Annotated in this window: 16 protein-coding genes and 3 pseudogenes; 11 read left to right on the top strand and 8 right to left on the bottom strand. The window is 59.6% G+C overall.

Annotation, left to right across the window (positions count from 1 at the left end):
• Positions 1-232: 232 nt before the first annotated feature.
• Positions 233-1449: pseudogene (locus P6U16_RS02780) on the bottom strand (N-acetylmuramoyl-L-alanine amidase).
• A 771-nt stretch (positions 1450-2220) separates the two neighbouring features.
• Here P6U16_RS02780 and P6U16_RS02785 point away from each other — a divergent pair.
• Together P6U16_RS02785 and P6U16_RS02790 are read left to right on the top strand one after the other, a co-directional pair.
• Positions 2221-5094, top strand: a complete 2874-nt coding sequence (locus P6U16_RS02785) for a ribonuclease E/G (protein ID WP_277702522.1) — start codon at positions 2221-2223, stop codon at positions 5092-5094.
• A 183-nt stretch (positions 5095-5277) separates the two neighbouring features.
• Positions 5278-5505: a hypothetical protein gene (locus P6U16_RS02790; protein WP_277702523.1), complete on the top strand. Its 228-nt coding sequence runs from the start codon at positions 5278-5280 to the stop codon at positions 5503-5505.
• A gap of 78 nt (positions 5506-5583) precedes the next feature.
• Here P6U16_RS02790 and P6U16_RS02795 read toward each other — a convergent pair whose 3' ends face one another.
• Complete coding sequence (locus tag P6U16_RS02795; RefSeq protein WP_277702524.1) at positions 5584-6744, bottom strand: aminotransferase class I/II-fold pyridoxal phosphate-dependent enzyme; 1161 nt, start codon at positions 6742-6744, stop codon at positions 5584-5586.
• Between the two features lie 236 nt (positions 6745-6980).
• On the opposite strand from P6U16_RS02795, the gene P6U16_RS02800 reads away from it, so the two are divergent.
• The 5 genes and pseudogenes from P6U16_RS02800 (at position 6981) to P6U16_RS02820 (ending at position 10798) form a co-directional block, all read left to right on the top strand.
• Positions 6981-7748: a DsbA family protein gene (locus P6U16_RS02800; protein ID WP_277702525.1), complete on the top strand. Its 768-nt coding sequence runs from the start codon at positions 6981-6983 to the stop codon at positions 7746-7748.
• Between the two features lie 124 nt (positions 7749-7872).
• Positions 7873-8319 (top strand): type II 3-dehydroquinate dehydratase, encoded by a 447-nt coding sequence (gene aroQ, locus P6U16_RS02805; RefSeq protein WP_277702526.1) that lies wholly within the window; start codon positions 7873-7875, stop codon positions 8317-8319.
• 22 nt (positions 8320-8341) lie between these two features.
• The gene (gene accB, locus P6U16_RS02810) at positions 8342-8806 is read left to right on the top strand and encodes an acetyl-CoA carboxylase biotin carboxyl carrier protein (protein ID WP_277702527.1); all 465 of its coding nucleotides are present in this window, start codon (positions 8342-8344) and stop codon (positions 8804-8806) included.
• 12 nt (positions 8807-8818) lie between these two features.
• Positions 8819-10173 (top strand): annotated as a pseudogene (gene accC / locus P6U16_RS02815) (acetyl-CoA carboxylase biotin carboxylase subunit).
• A gap of 10 nt (positions 10174-10183) precedes the next feature.
• A complete protein-coding gene (locus P6U16_RS02820; RefSeq protein ID WP_277702528.1) occupies positions 10184-10798 on the top strand; it encodes a leucyl/phenylalanyl-tRNA--protein transferase in 615 nt (204 codons plus the stop codon).
• A gap of 11 nt (positions 10799-10809) precedes the next feature.
• On the opposite strand, the gene P6U16_RS02825 is transcribed toward P6U16_RS02820, so the two are convergent.
• The 4 genes and pseudogenes from P6U16_RS02825 to gatB form a co-directional block, all read right to left on the bottom strand.
• Positions 10810-11262 carry a DUF2155 domain-containing protein gene (locus P6U16_RS02825; RefSeq protein WP_277702529.1) on the bottom strand — a complete coding sequence of 151 codons (453 nt, stop codon included), beginning with the start codon at positions 11260-11262 and terminating at the stop codon, positions 10810-10812.
• A 129-nt stretch (positions 11263-11391) separates the two neighbouring features.
• Positions 11392-11787 carry an NADH:ubiquinone oxidoreductase subunit NDUFA12 gene (locus P6U16_RS02830; protein ID WP_277702530.1) on the bottom strand — a complete coding sequence of 132 codons (396 nt, stop codon included), beginning with the start codon at positions 11785-11787 and terminating at the stop codon, positions 11392-11394.
• 213 nt (positions 11788-12000) lie between these two features.
• Positions 12001-12498, bottom strand: coding sequence for a GNAT family N-acetyltransferase (locus tag P6U16_RS02835; protein WP_277702531.1), 498 nt, complete (start codon positions 12496-12498; stop codon positions 12001-12003).
• Positions 12498-13999: pseudogene (gatB, locus tag P6U16_RS02840) on the bottom strand (Asp-tRNA(Asn)/Glu-tRNA(Gln) amidotransferase subunit GatB). Before gatB ends, P6U16_RS02835 begins: the two are co-directional and overlap by 1 nt.
• Positions 14000-14148: 149 nt before the next feature.
• Here gatB and P6U16_RS02845 point away from each other — a divergent pair.
• From P6U16_RS02845 to P6U16_RS02860, 4 genes are all read left to right on the top strand, one after another.
• Positions 14149-14466, top strand: coding sequence for a DUF1294 domain-containing protein (locus tag P6U16_RS02845; RefSeq protein ID WP_277702532.1), 318 nt, complete (start codon positions 14149-14151; stop codon positions 14464-14466).
• Positions 14467-14529: 63 nt separating this feature from the next.
• Entirely contained in the window at positions 14530-14982 is a 453-nt protein-coding gene (locus P6U16_RS02850; protein WP_277703984.1) for an Rrf2 family transcriptional regulator, read from the top strand.
• 82 nt (positions 14983-15064) lie between these two features.
• The gene (locus P6U16_RS02855) at positions 15065-15973 is read left to right on the top strand and encodes an NAD(P)/FAD-dependent oxidoreductase (protein WP_277702533.1); all 909 of its coding nucleotides are present in this window, start codon (positions 15065-15067) and stop codon (positions 15971-15973) included.
• 195 nt (positions 15974-16168) lie between these two features.
• On the top strand, positions 16169-16426 hold the full coding sequence (locus P6U16_RS02860; protein ID WP_277702534.1) for a YjhX family toxin: 258 nt from the start codon (positions 16169-16171) through the stop codon (positions 16424-16426).
• A 24-nt stretch (positions 16427-16450) separates the two neighbouring features.
• On the opposite strand, the gene P6U16_RS02865 is transcribed toward P6U16_RS02860, so the two are convergent.
• Positions 16451-16966, bottom strand: coding sequence for a GNAT family N-acetyltransferase (locus P6U16_RS02865; RefSeq protein ID WP_277702535.1), 516 nt, complete (start codon positions 16964-16966; stop codon positions 16451-16453).
• A gap of 62 nt (positions 16967-17028) precedes the next feature.
• Complete coding sequence (gene gatA, locus P6U16_RS02870; RefSeq protein ID WP_277702536.1) at positions 17029-18510, bottom strand: Asp-tRNA(Asn)/Glu-tRNA(Gln) amidotransferase subunit GatA; 1482 nt, start codon at positions 18508-18510, stop codon at positions 17029-17031.
• Position 18511: the final 1 nt, after the last annotated feature.

Genomic DNA, 18511 nt, shown 5'->3' on the forward strand with positions numbered 1-18511 from the left:
AGGATTACCTGCAAATTGTCCGAGCGGCGCGACAGTCGAGATCGAACGGCTTTTGGAGCTTCCCGCAGACAGTTCCTGATTTTACAAATTTCGCCCCCTCGATAACGACCCGATTGTGAGCAAAATAGGGCTCGCCGCGCATTAACCCCGGCATAGGCCTTTGAAAAGCATAACGCTGTTACACCAGGGACACAAATCACAAGCCGCGTTATCGCAGGCGAGATCCGTCTCATCAGCCGCCGTTTGCGACGGTGCCCTGGCGGTAATGGCGAACGGCTTCGACCAGGCGCTCGGAAACCCTGCCGCGCCATGACGGGTCAAGCAGCAGTTTCTCGTCGTCCTTGTTTGACAGGAAGCCAAGCTCGAGCAGGACGGATGGTACGTCGGGCGCCCTCAAGACCTGAAAACCGGCGTAGCGGTGCGGATTGTTGATCAGCTTGATCTGCCCCTCGAAGGAGGACACCACAGACCTCGCCAGATTGACGGAAAAGGCCTGCGTCTCGCGTCGCGTCAGGTCGATGAGGATATCAGCGACTTCGGCCGGCTCCGTTTCAAGTGCCACGCCGGCGATCTCATCCGACAGGTTTTCCCGCTCTGCGAGGTTGGCGGCCAGATGGTCGGACGCCTTGTCGGAAATCGTGTAGACCGTCGCGCCGCGTATATCCTTCTGCTTCAGCGTGTCCGCATGGATCGAAATAAACAGCTTGGCGCCGTTCTGCCGAGCAATCTGTACCCGTTGCGAGAGCGAGAGAAATTCGTCCTTCGACCGCGTCAGGAAGGCCTTGATGCCCGTCTCCTTGTTGAGGGCTTCCACCATTTCTTCGGCGAAGGCTAGCGTGACCTTTTTCTCCTCGGTTTTCGTCACCACGCCGACCGCGCCGGTATCGATGCCGCCATGACCGGCATCGACCGCAATGACGAAGGAACCGTCATCGGCTGCGGGTGCCGCCAGACGGCCGGTTTTTGCAGTGGTCGGCGCTATACTCCACTTTTGCTGTTCGAGAAGTTGCGTAAAACGATCCTGCTTGACGAACTCCGCATCGATCACGAGGCGAAAACCCTTGCCACTCTCATCCGCCTTGACCTCTGCCAGGGCAACGCCGACCGGCTTCTTTGCCGTCAGCACGATACGGGAACTGCCCGCCCCCATGCCCCCGTAGCGGATATCGCTAAAGAGCCCCTCGCCTGAATATCCTCCGGCTTCAGACCGAAGGATGTCTCGGGCAGATCGACGATGATCCGCACAGGGTTGGCGACATAATGAATGGAGAACTCCGGCTTTCTGTCGAAATCAATGACGACGCGCGTGCGCGCGTCGTCGCCGGCAATACGGGCGCCATAGGCGAGAAGTGGCTCGACGTCCTCGGCATTAGCAGGCGGCGCCAAGGACAATGCGGAAAGAGCCAGCAACCCGGCACACAGCCGCGCGACAATGCCAAAACCCTGCATTCCGTCCAAGAATTTGAGAGTGCGAAATCCGGCCCGACCCGTCACATAATGCTCCGCATGTCTTGTTCCTGCCCATCCAGACGAACCCAATGGGCGCAAGGCGCACGATATTGGTGCGTATAGTCAATGACGCTTTATGATTAATCAAACCTTGCGTCAGCAAAAACGGCCGCGGAAAACGACTTAAGCGAGGCCCGGGGCGCAGCACACAGGCGCCAGCGAATCAATCAATATTATGGCGGTTTCGGCTTTTCCCTTGCCATTGTGACATAGAAAACATAAAAGCGTGAATAGGGAGAAAGTGTTGACGGGATAGAATCAACGACCGGCTGCCATAGGGTCAAAAACCCCTGGCGCCAAGCCATGAGCAAACAGGTTCACACCTTTCATATGCTCATGCGTCCGCAAGCAGTCGTCTCTTCATCCGCCGTCGCTGCACTTTTTCTCCGCATACTGGATCGCAAAAATCCGGCGGTGGCCGGGATGTTTATGGTGGCACACACCGCAGCCCGTGATCGGGCACATTCATCGGGTCTTTTTGGCCTAATACATTGGCATTCTTGTTTGGTCATTGATGTTGTCACAGCAGTATCAGCCAGAAATAAACAGGCTCCGGAGCGATATCGTTCCTGGCGCCGTCTGGCCGCTGCCCCATCTCCCAAGCCAAGCGGGAACATTCACATTCGGCGAAGAACGCCAACTGCATGGAAAATCACCTCCGGGTCGCATTTTCCCTGCCGTTTCGCGGTCATGCCGAGGAGCACAGCTTAAATGGCAGAGAAAATGCTTATCGATGCGTCTCACGCTGAAGAGACGCGCGTCGTTGTCGTTCGCGGAAGTCGCATAGAAGAATTCGACTTCGAATCCGAACACAAGAAACAAATTCGCGGAAACATCTATCTCGCGAAAGTCACCCGCGTCGAACCTTCGCTTCAGGCGGCCTTCGTCGATTACGGCGGCAACCGCCACGGCTTCCTGGCCTTTGCGGAAATCCATCCCGACTATTACCAGATTCCGCTTGCCGATCGTCAGGCCCTGCTCCGGCAGGAAGCCGAAGAAGCCCGTCGCGACGACGATATCGAATCGGTCGAAACCGGCACGGATCTCGGCAATGATTCCGACGAGGAAATGGTAGCGACGGCGGAAGAAACCGTCGTTGAAATCATCGAGGCGACCGAAGACCAGGTGGAAACCCTCGCGGAGGAAACACCGAAGAAGGCCAAGCCGAAGCGCCCGCGTCGCAGCAAGAAGGCTGCTGCGGAAGCGGCTGAAGCCACGGACGCCGGCGATGGCGAAGACGGTTCGTCCGGCGGCGAAATGGCTGCCATGGTCGATACCGATTCGATTTCGGAAGACACCCGCGGCGGACGTCGCAACAATGATGACGACGATGACGACGATGGTCATCACGAGGAAAAGGAAATCATTGAATCCGTCGGCGCCGAAGACGCCATGGAGGAAGTGCCGGATCGTCAGGTCAACCGCCGTCCGCGCAAGCAGTACCGTATCCAGGAAGTCATCAAGCGCCGTCAGATCCTGCTTGTGCAGGTGGCCAAGGAAGAACGCGGAAACAAGGGCGCGGCCCTCACAACCTATCTCTCGCTTGCCGGCCGCTATTCGGTTCTGATGCCGAACACGGCACGTGGCGGCGGGATTTCCCGCAAGATCACCAACCTTCCCGACCGCAAGCGTCTGAAGGAAATTGCCCGCGCGCTCGACGTGCCGCAGGGCATGGGCGTCATCCTGCGCACCGCCGGTGCCAACCGCACCAAGGTCGAGGTCAAGCGCGACTTCGAATATCTGATGCGCCTTTGGGAAAACGTCCGCACGCTGACGCTGTCCTCAACGGCCCCTTGCCTCGTCTATGAAGAGGGATCGCTGATCAAGCGCTCGATCCGCGACCTCTACAACAAGGATATCAGCGAAGTCATCGTTGCCGGCGAAGAAGGCTACAAGGAAGCCAAGGCTTTCATGAAGATGCTGATGCCGAGCCACGCCAAGGTGGTTCAGCCATACCGCGACGTGCATCCGATCTTCTCGCGCTCGGGCATCGAAGCCCAGCTCGACCGCATGCTGCAGCCGCAGGTGACGCTGAAGTCCGGCGGTTACATCATCATCAACCAGACCGAAGCGCTTGTCGCAATCGACGTCAACTCGGGCCGTTCGACCCGCGAGCACTCGATCGAGGACACAGCGCTCCAGACGAACCTGGAAGCGGCCGAAGAAGTCGCTCGCCAGCTGCGTCTGCGCGACCTTGCCGGTCTCGTGGTCGTCGACTTCATCGACATGGAAGAGAAGCGCAACAATCGCTCCGTCGAAAAGCGCCTCAAGGACCATCTGAAGAACGACCGCGCCCGTATCCAGGTCGGACGCATCTCGCATTTCGGCCTGCTCGAAATGTCGCGCCAGCGCATCCGCGCCTCGGTTCTCGAATCGACCATGCAGGTCTGCTCGCATTGCAACGGCACGGGCCATGTCCGCTCGCAGTCGTCGGTGGCGCTGCATGTGTTGCGCGGCGTCGAGGAATATCTGCTGAAGAACACGACGCACAATATTACGGTACGCACCACGCCGGATATTGCGCTCTACCTCCTCAACTACAAGCGCGGCACGATCATCGACTATGAAGAACGTTTCGGCGTTCAGATCATCATTGAAGCGGATGCCCATGTCGGTGCCCAGCATTTTGCCATCGACCGCGGCGAAGCCGTCGAGCACCCGGTCCAGATTGACCAGATTATCCAGTTCGAGCCAGAGCCCGAAGAAGACGACGATATCGTCATCGAGGAGGAGATCGAGGATGATGAGGAGCTAATCGCGGAAGCCAAGCCGGAACGCGTCGAGCGGACCGAGCGCAGCGAACGTGCACCGGCTGAGCAGAGTGACGACCAGGGCAACCGCAAGCGCAAGCGTCGTCGGCGGCGTCGTGGTGGCCGCGGGACTGGCCCGAACGGCGAACCGCTTGGCAATGCCGATGCACAGTCAACGGACCAAAGCGTCGATGACGAAGGCGATGAAGCCGACGACGAAGTCACGTCGAACGGTGAAGTCGATGGCGTCGATGCGGCGCTCAGCGATGAAGAACAGCAGAAGCGCAAGCGTCGCCGTCGTGGCAAGCGTGGTGGCCGCCGCAATCGTCCGGAAGATGCAGAAGGTGAAAACCTTGCTGCAGGCGAAGGCTCCGATGAAGCAGAGGCAGATGAAGAGCTGTTGGCAGCGACCGCAACGGTTGTCACCGACGAGGCTCCTGTCGCTGTAGCGTCCGAGGAACCGGTTTCGGTCGCTGAAGAGCCTGTGGAAGCCGTTGTCGAGGCAAAGCCGGCCAAACCAAAGCGCAGCCGCAAGAAGGCTGTCGTTGCGGAAGCTGCTGTCGTTGAAGAAACGCCCGTCGAAACCGCCGACACGGATGCCCAAGCTGCTATCGAAGCGACACCGGCAAAGGCCAAATCGGAAGCCGTTGTAGAGCCCGTCGTTGAGGAAGCTGCAGCAGCGCTCGACGAGGCGAAACCTGCGCGCGCCAACCGCGACATCGACACCATTGCCAGCCAACCGGTGATCAAGTCTTCGACTGTCGAAAAGCAGGATGACAGCGAACCGCCGAAGCCCAAGAAGGGTGGCTGGTGGCAGAAGCGCGGCTTCTTCTGATAGCCGACTGCCTATTCGTATGGTGAATGATAAGACCGGCCAAATTCGTTTGGCCGGTCTTTTTTGTCAAAAACCGAGAGTTCTCAAGGTCAGTTCCATCCGGAACAGAAGCATGCAGCGGAGGCTGGCAAGGTGTGATCTTCAAACGGCCGTGAGCCGTCCCGTTCATCAGAAGAGATCACGATGTCTACCATTTTCACCGCTGCCGGGCTTGGGGCGCTCGTCGCCATCGCCGTCGTCAGCATGCTTGACGCACCCCTGCAGGCAGCCTCCCTCGGCAGCCAGCGCCACAACAACTATTACTACAAAAGCTACGACACCGCATTTCGCCCGGCTTGCGTCCTGCGCGATGTGCGCAGCTACGACACGTGGGGTAAGTCTTCCGTCCGGAAGGTCCGGGTCTGCCAGTGATGCCGCTTCACACTCTGATTCAACCGTATCCGAGATTGAATCAGTAAAGCGGGACAAGCATCTGATATGATTTGACTATCAGGACAACCACCGGGCAATGCGGTCCATCGCGTCAGCCATATCTTCCCTTGCGCCGGCATAGGAAAACCGCATGGTGCGGTGGCCCTCGATCGGGTCGAAGTCGAGGCCCGGCGTGGCGGCAACGCTGATTTCGGCCAGCATGCGGCGTGCAAAGTCCATGCTGTCATTGGTGAACCGGCTGACATCCGCATAGGCATAGAAGGCTCCGTCCATCGGCGAAGCGATGGTGAAACCTATCTCCGGCAGACGTTTCAGCAGAAGGTCGCGGTTGGCGCCATAGGACGCCTTGTAGACGTCAAGTTCGGCGGTCGAATTCAGGGCTGCCTCGGCGGCAATCTGCGAGAGTTCCGGCGGCGAGATGTAGAGGCTCTGGGCGATGCGCTCGAAACCGCGGACCTGTTTTTCCGGCAGCACCATCCAGCCGATCCGCCATCCGGTCATGCAGTAGTATTTCGAAAACGAATTGATGATGACGGCCTCGTCGGTCACGGCAAGAGCGGTCGTCTCCTCGCCGGAAAATGTCAGGCCGTGATAGATTTCATCAGAGATGAACGCGATGTTTCTTTCGTGGCAATAATCGGCAAGTGCCTTGAGCCCAGCTCGTCCGGTCACGGTTCCCGTCGGATTGGCCGGACTTGCGAGGAGCACGCCACGGAGCGCCTGCCCTGCCCTTGCCGCTGCCACTTCCAGGCTCTCCGGCGTCAGCGTGAAGCCGGTATCAGCATTCGCCTCGACTTCGATTACGGTCAGACCGAGGGCTGCGAGAATGTTGCGGTAGGCGGGGTAACCCGGCCGGGCGATGGCGACGCAATCGCCGGGATCAAACAGGGCAAGGAAAGCCAGATTGAAGCCTGCCGAGGATCCTGTCGTCACCGCGACACGTTGCGGATCGATGTCGATGCCGTAGCGGGTACGGTAGTGTCGGGCGATCGCCGTGCGCAGCGACAATGTGCCGAGTGCATCGGTATAACCCAGCCGTCCATGGCCAAGCGCCTTGCGCGCCGCCTCAAGGGCTGCCATGGGCGCCGGATGGGATGGCTGACCGACCGCCATTGAAATCACGGGATAACCGGCCTCCCGCCGCTTCGTGGCTTCTGCCAGCACATCCATGGCATGAAAGGGCTCGACGGCGGCGCTGCGGGCGGAAAGCAATTTCAACGGTAAATCCTCAATTTATGTAACAGCGCGCGGTTTGCCTCATCGACAACGCCTTCACAAGTGCGAGAGCGCCGTACTAACGCCGATTTTACCGTTTCGTTTGGAACCGGGCGCACCTATGCTTCCAGCCAAGCTGTGATCGCGCGCGGACTATTTTTGTGTCTTTCAAACAAGCGTGTTGACCGAACCGTCAGAATTGAACGACAGACTAAGCTTAAAAGGACAACGAGGAAAACATGGCATTCAATATTCGCAAGATCATCGCCGGATCACTGGTTCTGTTGACCGCAGCAACGGCGATCCCCTCGCTTGCCAGCGCGCTTGACGACAAGCAGAAGCAGGAGATCGGCGCCTTCATCAAGGAATATCTGGTCGCCAATCCAGAGATCCTTCTGGAGGCTCAGAAAGCGCTCAAGGCAAAGCAGGAACAGGCACAGCTCGAACAGGCGAAAGCCGCGATCACCGACAACAAGGACGCGATCTTCCAGTCGGTGCATGACGTGACGCTGGGAAACCCGAAGGGCGACGTTACGATCGTCGAGTTCTACGACTACAATTGCGGTTATTGCAAACGCGCGCTCACCGACATGGACGCACTGCTTGAGAAGGACAAGAACGTCCGTTTCGTCTTGAAGGAACTGCCGATTCTCGGGCCGGATTCGCTCGCCGCCCACAAGGTCAGCGCCGCCTTCAGGTTGGTCGCGCCGGAAAAATACGGCGAGTTCCACCGCGCCCTGCTGGGCAACGAGGACCGTGCCACCGAAGAATCAGCCATCGCGGTGGCCGAAGAACTTGGGGTCAAGGAAGCGGACCTGCGCGCCAAGATGGTCGATGCCAGCAATGACGAGGGTGTCAAGGAAGCCTATACGCTGGCCAACACGCTGGGCATTACCGGCACGCCATCCTACGTGATCGGCAATGAAGCCGTTTTCGGCGCGGTCGGCGTGGAAGATCTCGAGGCCAAGGTCAACAATATGCGTAGCTGCGGCAGCACGATCTGCTGAATACCAGCCAACACCGGCCAATAGGCGCGATCGCTTGTGGACAAAGCCCTTGGCCAGCCAAAGGGCTTTTCCTTGCCTGTCCATCAGTCTATAGGTAACCCCCGACAATCGCACGGACTTGCCTATGCCATCGACGATCTATGTGCTGAACGGCCCCAATCTCAATGCGCTGGGCAAGCGCGAACCGGGAATTTATGGCTCCCTGACGCTGGCCGATATTGAAGCCCTGTGCATTGCCGAAGGTGAGAAGCTCGGGCTTGAAATCGTCTTCCGCCAGAGTAACCACGAAGGTGACCTGGTGGACTGGTTCCACGAGGCTGGCGAGAAGGCGGCGGGCATTGCCGTCAATGCCGGTGCCTACACACACACCTCCATCGCCCTTCATGATGCGGCCAAGGCTATCGGCATTCCGGTTGTCGAACTGCATCTTTCCAATGTCCATGCACGCGAGAAATTCCGCCACACCTCCCTGCTCGCCCCGGCGGCCAAAGGGGTGATTTGCGGCTTCGGCGCAGACAGTTACATTCTCGCGCTCAATGCGCTAAAGACACTCACGCATCAAACGCGATAAGAAGAACAAGAGGCTCACATCCATGGCTGACAAGAAACCCGGTATCGACCAGACGCTGATCCGCGATCTCGCCAACATCCTCAATGAAACTGACCTGACCGAAATCGAAGTTGAGCAGAACGACATGCGGATCCGCGTCTCGCGCGCTGGAACGCCGCAATACGTCTCCGCTCCGGTTCCGGCTGCAGCTCCGGTGCAGTTTGCCACTGCCACAAGTTCGGCCGCCGCCGTGGCCGATTCGGGCAAGGCCTCCAAGAATGCAGTTACCTCCCCGATGGTCGGCACCCTCTATCTTTCGCCGGCTCCCGGCTCCCGGCCCTTCGTCGAAGTCGGCGCCATGGTGAAGGAAGGCCAGACCATCCTCATCATCGAAGCCATGAAGACGATGAACCAAATCCCTGCGCCCCGCGCCGGCAAGGTCACCGAAATCCTCGTTGAAGACGGGGCTCCGGTTGAATATGGCGAAGCCCTGATCGTCATTGAATAAGGCGACAGACCCATGATCTCGAAAATCCTCATTGCCAATCGCGGCGAAATCGCCCTTCGGGTCCTGCGCGCCTGCAAGGAACTCGGCATCGCCACGGTGGCTGTCCATTCCACGGCCGACGCCGATGCGATGCACGTGCGCCTTGCCGACGAGAGCGTGTGCATCGGCCCGCCGCCTTCGCGCGACAGCTATCTGAACATCCACCAGATCGTTGCGGCCTGCGAAATCACCGGCGCCGACGCCGTGCATCCCGGCTACGGCTTCCTTTCGGAAAATGCCAAGTTCGCCGATATTCTCGACGCCCACGGCATTACCTTCATCGGTCCGACCGCCGATCACATCCGCATCATGGGTGACAAGATCACCGCTAAGGAAACGGCGAAATCGCTCGGCATTCCGGTCGTCCCGGGGTCCGCCGGCGAGGTCAAGCCAGAGAACGCGCTGGAGATCGCCCGTGAAATCGGGTTCCCCGTGCTCATCAAGGCGACAGCCGGCGGTGGCGGTCGCGGCATGAAGGTGGCCAAGAACGAGGAGGAGCTTTCGGAAGCTGTTTCAACGGCGCGCTCCGAGGCCTTGGCTGCTTTCGGCAATGATGCCGTCTACATGGAAAAATACCTCGGCAAGCCGCGCCACATCGAAATCCAGGTCGTCGGCGACGGTGAAGGCAACGCCATCCATCTCGGTGAACGTGACTGCTCCTTGCAGCGCCGCCACCAGAAGGTCTGGGAAGAAGCCAATTCCCCGGCGTTGAACGTCGAGCAGCGCATGAAAATCGGCGAGATCTGCGCCGATGCCATGCGCAAGCTGAAATATCGCGGCGCTGGCACGATCGAGTTTCTCTATGAAAATGGCGAGTTCTTCTTCATCGAGATGAACACCCGCCTGCAGGTCGAGCACCCGATCACCGAAGCCATCACCGGCATCGACCTCGTGCACGAGCAGATCCGCGTCGCCTCCGGCGCCGGGCTTTCGGTTACACAGGACGAGATCGTTTTTTCCGGCCATGCCATCGAGTGCCGTATCAATGCCGAGGATCCGCGCACCTTCGTGCCCTCCCCGGCACGATCACGCATTTCCATGCGCCTGGTGGTCTCGGCGTGCGCGTCGATTCGGGCGCCTATCAGGGCTATCGTATTCCGCCGTATTACGACAGCCTGATCGGCAAGCTGATCGTGCACGGGCGCACGCGCGTTGAGTGCATGATGCGCCTGCGCCGCGTACTCGACGAGTTCGTCATCGACGGCATCAAGACAACGCTGCCGCTATTCCAGGACCTGATCAACAATCAGGATATCGCCAACGGCGACTACGACATCCATTGGCTGGAAAACTATCTCGCCCAGCCCGCCGCTGATCCAGCGGAATGAGGCGACGCCAGTGAAGGGATCGCGCAGCAGGCAGCCGGAAATCACCCCGGAACTCCTGTTGCGCGCCTATTCCATCGGGCTTTTTCCGATGGCGGACAGCGCCGATGATCCGGAACTTTTCTGGGTCGAACCGGACCTGCGGGGCATTATCCCGCTCGATGATTTCCATGTTTCCAAAAGCCTCGCAAAAACCGTTCGCCGCGCGCCTTTCGATATCTGTTTCGATACAGCTTTCGAGGGTGTCATGGACGGCTGCGCGGCCCCGGGCCCGGATCGCCCCACGACATGGATCAATGGCAAGATTCTGCTCGCTTTACGCGACCCTGCACAGAATGGGCCATGCCCATTCTGTCGAGGCTTTCGACGGCGACGAACTGGTTGGCGGTCTTTATGGCGTCTCTCTCGGCGCTGCTTTTTCGGAGAGAGCATGTTTTCGAGGCGGACCGATGCGTCGAAGGTCTGCCTCGTGCATCTGGTCGAACGCCTGCGCCAGAATGGTTTCCGCTTGCTCGACACGCAGTTTACGACGGAGCATTTGAAGACGTTCGGCGCGATTGACGTGCCGAAGGCCAAATACGAGGCGATGCTCGCCAAGGCGATTGCTTCACCGCATCTCAAATTCTAACGAAATCGGCATTATTGGGTTGCCGCATCGTCCGGCGCCGGCAGGTCGGACTTGGCCTTGCAGGATTGCAGCCAGACGTCATAGACGGGGTGCTCGACGGCGTTGAGACCGGGGCTGTCGGCAAACATCCAGCCCGTGAAGATGCGCCTGATCTTGCGGTCGAGCGTGATCTCGTCGACTTCGACAAAGGTCGTTGTCTTCTGAGCTTCCGTGTCGTCGCGATTGTAGCAGACGCGCGGGGTGACCTGCAGCGCGCCGAACTGCACGGTTTCGCCGATGTACACGTCGAAGGTGGTGATGCGACCGGTGATCTTGTCGATACCGGAAAAGACGGCGACGGCATTGGAAATGCGCTCGGCCTTTGCCACGGGAGCAAAGGAGAACACCACTGCGCCCGCGAGCAGACAAAGAGCGGAGATGGGCAGGAACTGCCGCATCCCAATCCGCTGACTTGAAAATACCATTACCGCTCGTCTCCCGCGCAATCTCCGGCCACCATGTCGGACATCAGGCGCTAAACATGAAATGTGGCCGAGGCATGATGCGCGCATGCGCAATCAACAGGCAGGAAATCTTGGCTCGTCCGTTGCCACTCAGGAACGAGGCGTCCAAGCGTCGTAGTCGCCGGTTACACGCGGGCGTTCACCAGCGCTGTTGAGCGAACCCGGCGGGCGATAGGCGTTGATCGAGCCGGTGCCGTTCGGCTTGTGGGCCTTCTGCCATTCGCGCGGCGTATAAGTCTCGTCTGCCGGCGATACGTCGGTGCGGTGGTGCATCCAGCCGTGCCAGCCCGGTGGGATGGCGGAGGCATCAGCATAGCCGTTGTAGATTACCCAGCGGCGCGTGCGCCCCTCGGAATCCTTGCCGCCCTGATAATAGACATTGCCGGCTTCGTCCTGGCCGACACGGGTGCCGAAGCGCCAGGTGTGAAGCCGGGTGCCGAGCGTCTGTCCATTCCACCAGGTGAAAATCTGCAGCAGAAATTTCATGAGCACCGTCCTTGAACCGCACCACGTCAACTACGCGGCGGGATGCACAATATACCTGTCCCGCTTATGCCGCGCAGCCACCGGATTGTCCAGTGATTCCCGAGGAATCCCCCGTGGGAATCAGGGTCGCAGCGAAACGCCGCAGCTTTCCCTGCCTTCAATTTTCAGGTTGTCGCCCATGGCGAGAAAGGCAAAGACAACCCAGTTGGATGATCAGCCGAGCGGCTTTTCCATGAGGATCGCCGGAATTCCGGACTGGCCGCCGCCACAATTCGCGACGTCGCCGATCTTCACGAAACCATGGGCCTCGTAGAACGCGAGAGCGGCCGCATTTTGCGGCTCGACCTCGAGCTGCATGAACTCCGCATCCGGAAAGCAGGTTTCAAGCTCAGCAAACATATCGCGGCCGATGCCCTGTTTCTGGAACTTCGGCAGGACGTAGAGCTGGTGCAGCACGGCACCCTTCTTGTGGGTCTCGGACATGGCGGCATAACCCATGCCGGCGATTTCCCGGCCATTGTCGGCGACCACGAATTCCGCGTCCTTGCGCGCAAGCCTTGCCTTCAGCGCAGGTACGGAATGCCAGCTCGCCGTCAGTTCTGCGACTTTCTCCACACCATAGATGCCGTCATAGGTCGCATGCCAGGTTTCGGCGAGAAGCGCACTGACCTTCGCCAAATCACGCTCCGATGCCGTGCGGACGAAGAACATTATTCTTCGATCCCGAGCTTGGCCTTGACCAGCGCCTGAACCGCCTGCGGATTGGCCTTGCCGCCGGTCGACTTCATCACCTGGCCGACGAACCAGCCGGCCAGCGAGGGCTTGGCCTGAACCTTGGCGACCTGATCCGGATTGGCGGCGATGATCTCATCGACGGCCTTTTCAATGGCGCCGGTGTCGGTGACCTGCTTCATGCCGCGCGCTTCGACCAGCTCCGCCGGGTCGCCGCCTTCGGTCCAGACGATCTCGAACAGGTCCTTGGCGATCTTGCCGGAGATGACTTCGGACTTGATGAGATCGAGAATACCACCAAGCTGGGCGGGGAAACCGGAGTCTCTTCAATGCCTTTGCCGGCTTTATTCAACGCGCCCAGCAAGTCGTTGATCACCCAGTTCGCCGCGATCTTGCCGTCGCGGCCGGCAGCGACCGCCTCGAAATAATCGGCAATCGCCTTTTCCGAAACGAGCACCGAGGCGTCATAGATCGACAGGCCGAGATCGGCGACGAAGCGCTCTTTCTTGTCGTCAGGCAGTTCCGGCAGGTGGGCTTTGAGTTCGGCGACAAAGGCGTCGTCGAATTCGAGCGGCAGCAGGTCCGGATCGGGGAAATAACGATAGTCGTGCGCGTCTTCCTTGGAGCGCATCGAGCGGGTCTCGCCCTTGTTCGGATCGAACAGGCGGGTTTCCTGGTCGATCGAGCCGCCATCCTCCAAAATGGCGATCTGGCGGCGGGCCTCATATTCGATCGCCTGGCCGATGAAGCGGATCGAGTTGACGTTCTTGATCTCGCAGCGCGTGCCGAAATCTTCGCCCGGACGGCGCACGGAGACGTTGACGTCGGCGCGCATCGAGCCTTCGTCCATGTTGCCGTCGCAGGTGCCGAGATAGCGCACGATCGACCGCAGCTTGGTCATATAGGCCTTGGCCTCGTCGGACGAGCGCATGTCGGGCTTGGAGACGATCTCCATCAGGGCAACGCCCGAACGGTTCAGATCCACATAGGACATGGTCGGGTGCTGGTCGTGCATCGACTTCCCCGCGTCCTGCTCCAAATGCAGGCGCTCGATACCGATCTCGACATCCTCGAACTGGCCCTGGCGGTCCGGGCCGACGGAAATGATAATCTTGCCCTCGCCGACGATCGGATCCTTGAACTGCGAAATCTGGTAGCCCTGCGGCAGATCAGGATAGAAATAGTTCTTGCGGTCGAAGATCGAGCGGTTGTTGATCTGGGCCTTGAGGCCAAGGCCGGTGCGCACAGCCTGCTTGACGCATTCCTCGTTGATGACAGGCAGCATGCCCGGCATGGCGGCATCGACGAGCGAGACATTGGAGTTCGGCGCATTGCCGAAGGTCGTCGATGCTCCCGAAAACAGCTTGGACTGGCTTGTCACCTGGGCATGGACTTCCATGCCGATAATGACTTCCCAGTCGCCGGTGGCGCCGGGGATATAGCGTTTCGGTTCGGAGATGCGGACGTCGACGAGTGTCATGGAATGCTCTTCTGTAAGCTTAAATTCGTGTGTCTCTGGGTAGAACAATTGGCTATGGCGTGCAAGGCTTGTCACATGGGAAGCCTACGCAAACCCGCCGCAGGCCGTGTGTTTGCAGTCCGTTCAGACCCGCGTGCCAAGATCGGGACATGACAACGAACCAGACCATCGTCCTGATCATCCTGCTAATCAATATCGTTACCCTCTGCGCCTTCTGGTGGGATAAGCACGCAGCCCGCGAAGGGCATCGGCGCGTGCCGGAAAACCGGTTGCTCGGCCTTGCGCTGCTCGGGGGCATCCTTGGTGCCGTCGCAGGACAGCAACTGCTTCGGCACAAAACCCGCAAAGAACCGTTCCGCACCAGACTTATGCTGATCCTTGCCTTTCATCTCTCGGTACTTGTCGCCTGGCTTTCGGCACCTTTCTGGTTTGCGTCGACCCTTGCCCTTATCCGGCAAATGTCATGATCCGCTTTCCTCTCGCGATTGTCCGTCTTGACAGGCACATCGATTCGTAACTATTATTATTACATGAAAAGAAACAGTCGCCTTTCCGCGGTGCTGCATGCGCTGCTCCACATGGCAGAACGGGGCGCGCCGATGACCTCTGACGAGCTGGCCGCCTGCCTCCACACCAATCCCGTCGTCGTGCGCCGGACAATGGCTGGACTGCGCGAAGCAGGATTTGTCATTTCAGGACGCGGCCATGGTGGCGGATGGACACTTGGCCGCCCGCTGGAAGACATTACCATGCGCGACATCTACGCAGCACTTGGAGAGCCGATGCTGTTCCAGATGGGCAATGTCAACGAAAGTCCGGGCTGTCTTGTCGAACAAGCGGTCAATCATGCTCTGGACGATGCCTTCCGCGATGCGGAAGCGATGTTGATCGCCCGTCTCGGCGAAGTCACGCTCGCAACCCTTGCCGACGATTTCAAACGACGCTTTGCCGAACACCGAGCCGCACTGAAACCCCACGGCTGATAGCCGGAAACCACCTCTGAACTTCGCTACCCGGCTTCTCTTGCGTCGCCTCCGGTCGGCGAAGCCATGAAAGGAAAAGACCATGCAACAGGACGCAATCATCATCGGCGGCGGTTTTTCCGGACTGTCGGCCGCCTATATCCTAGCCCGCGCACGCCGCCATGTGACGATCGTCGATAGTGGTACGCCGCGCAATCGATTTGCCGCCCATTCGCATGGCGTGCTCGGCCATGACGGCAAATCGGGCAGCGAAATCCTGGCCGAGGCCCGCGCGCAACTGCTCGCCTACCCGACCGTCACCTTCATCGAAGGCGAAGTGGACTCTGCGTCAGGCGCAATCAACGACTTCCATGTCAGCATCACTGGAGGCGGTAGGATTGCCGCCCGGCGGCTACTTCTGGCGAGCGGCATCGAAGACCGGCTGCCTGATATTCCGGGTCTCAAGGAGCGCTGGGGCAAGACGGTTCTGCATTGCCCCTATTGCCACGGCTACGAGATCGGCGGCGGCCCGATCGGCGTTCTGGCAATGCACCCGATGTCGGCGCATCAAGCGGCAGTCGTTGCCGACTGGGGCGATGTCACCCTCTTCACCAACGGCATGCCGGAGCCGGACGAGGCAACGCTTGCCCTTCTCGAACAGCGCGGCGTCAGCCTTCAGCCAGGCACAGTCAGCGTCATCGAAACCGGCGCCTGCGACATGCAGCGGGTGCGGCTGGAAAACGGCCGAACCTTCGACGTCAAGGCACTGTTCGTCGCCGCAGACCTTTATATTCGCGGCACGATCGCAGAAAAACTCGGCTGCGCGATGGAGGATTCACCCGCTGGCAAAATCCTCACCACGGATACCGTCAAGGCGACCAGCGTTCCCGGGGTCTATGCCGCTGGCGACATCGCCCGCGCCTTCGGCAACATCACCCTTGTGTCCGCCGACGGCGTCATTGCAGGGCTTGGAACGCATCAGTCGCTGATGTTTGACACCGCGCATTCTTGACGAAGCAGCGGCGTCTGCCCTAAAAAGCAGATGTTCGATGGAGTTTTGATGTCCAACTTGTCCGAGATTGCCTGAACGGCCTGTGCCTGCAAATCCTTTGCGCGCACGGGCCGGAAAACGAAACCCTGACGTTCGACAGAACGCCAGACCCGTTTTCATGCGTTCCTTTGAACGCTTTTCGGATCTCAACATCAAATGGACATCTCACGCGAAGAGCAGCGTATCCTGCATCTCATGGCCCAGGGCGGCCGCATCGAAATCACCAGAAGCATCGGCAAGGCGATCAGCGAAGCACGTTGCCTCACCCGAGACGGCTGGGTTTCGCCGGGCTTCGATCTCGACCTGTTTCGAAAATTGAAGCGCAAGAAGGCCATCGCTTCATCGGGAGGCAAACCTTACCGCATCACACAACGGGGGCTGGTTCTCGTGCGCTCCGACCCAAACAACCGCTAATCGCGGAAAAATATGGCCCCGACATCACAACAGCACACCGGGGCCGTATCCGAGCGGCTCGTCCGCCACCAGCCGCTTGGTCAGGCCGACTGACTCGACGTCGCGGTCGAGTTTTGCTGAATAGGCCGTCGACAGCCAGTTGACGGAATAGCCGTGTTTCCTGAAGAAGCCGATCGCCCGGGCATTCTGGGCGTGGGTTTTTGTCGTGGCATCGTCAAAGCCCGCCCTCACAATGTCTGCCTCGATAGTCAGTAGCAGGCGGGAACCGATGCCCGTGCCCTGAACCTCCGGATCAATCCAGAGATCGGAGATGGCGCCGTCCTGATCTTCGCGCGCGGCCCAGCCGACAGGCGTGCCGGAACTTTCGATCACGCTGGTGATCGACCAGTGGCTTCGCAAAAAGGAAAGAAAGGCCAGTTCGGCAACGCGGCGCATGCGCTCGACATCGACTAATCCCACGACGGCCTGCTCCCACGCACGCAAGCCGACAGCGCTCAACTGAGGCACCTCGGCTTCACGGGCAGTGCGGACAAATATCATGCAGCGGACCCTTTCCGCTGCAGTTAAACACCAGAATCACCGCTTGACCAGCGGTAGCGGACTTACCACCACTTGGCGGGCGTAAAGCGGCCTGCCGCCTGCTCGATGACATGCGCCGTCTTGAACAGCGTTTCTTCTTCAAACGGCTTGCCGATCAGTTGCAGGCCGAGCGGCAGGCCCTTGTGGTCGAGGCCCGCGGGAACCGACAGGCCCGGCAGTCCGGCCATGTTGACCGTCACGGTGAAGATGTCATTAAGGTACATCTTGACCGGATCGGCTGCCAGATCCTCGTCGGCAATGCCGAAGGCCGAGGACGGAGTGGCCGGTGTCAGGATGGCATCGACGCCGGCATGGAAGGCCAGTTCGAAGTCGCGCTTGATCAGGGTGCGGACCTTCTGGGCCTGCAGGTAATAGGCGTCGTAATAGCCGGCCGACAGCACATAGGTGCCGATCATGATGCGGCGCTTGACCTCGGTGCCGAAGCCGGCGGCACGGGTCTTCTCATACATGTCGGCAATGTCCTTGCCATCGACGCGAAGGCCATAGCGGACACCGTCGTAGCGGGCAAGATTGGACGAGGCTTCGGCCGGTGCCACGATGTAGTAGGCAGGAAGCGCATATTTCGTGTGCGGCAGGCTAATATCGACGATTTCGGCACCGGCATCCTTCAGCCAGGCAATGCCCTGTTGCCACAGGGTTTCGATCTCTTCCGGCATGCCCTCGACGCGGTATTCCTTCGGAATGCCGATCTTCATGCCCTTCAGCGACTGGCCGAGCGACTTTTCATAATCGGGCACCGGCAGATCGACGGATGTCGTATCCTTGGCGTCGACCGATGCCATCGACTTCAGCATGATTGCGGCATCGCGCACGTCACGGGCGATCGGGCCGGCCTGATCGAGCGAGGACGCGAAGGCGACGATGCCGAAGCGTGAGCAGCGGCCATAGGTCGGCTTGATGCCGACCGTTCCGGTGAAGGCGGCCGGCTGGCGGATAGAGCCGCCGGTATCGGTTGCCGTGGCACCGGCACAGAGGAATGCCGCAACGGCGGCGGCAGACCCGCCGGATGAACCGCCTGGCACCAAATCGAGATTCGATCCCTTGGCTTTCCACGGGTTCTTGACCGGTCCGTAATAGGAGCTTTCGTTCGATGAACCCATGGCGAACTCGTCCATGTTGAGCTTGCCGAGCATGACGGCGCCATCGTTCCACAGGTTTTGGGTGACAGTCGATTCATACCGCGGCTGGAAGCCATCGAGAACATGGCTGCAGGCCTGGGTGTGTACGCCTTCGGTACCGAACAGATCCTTGATGCCGAGCGGAATGCCTTCGAGTTCACCACCCTTACCCGCCGCGATGCGCACGTCGGATGCCTTGGCCATCGACAAAGCCTTGTCCGGCGCTACCGTGACATAGGCGTTCAAGACACCATTGGCTGCATCGATCGCGCCGAGATAGGCCTGTGTCAGTTCAACGGCAGTGATTTCCTTGGCGGCAAGCTTGGTGCGGGCCTCGGCAATGGTCAGGCGTGTCAGATCAGTCATG

Source organism: Rhizobium sp. 32-5/1 (genome assembly GCF_029537235.1).
Classification (GTDB): Bacteria; Pseudomonadota; Alphaproteobacteria; order Rhizobiales; family Rhizobiaceae; genus Pararhizobium.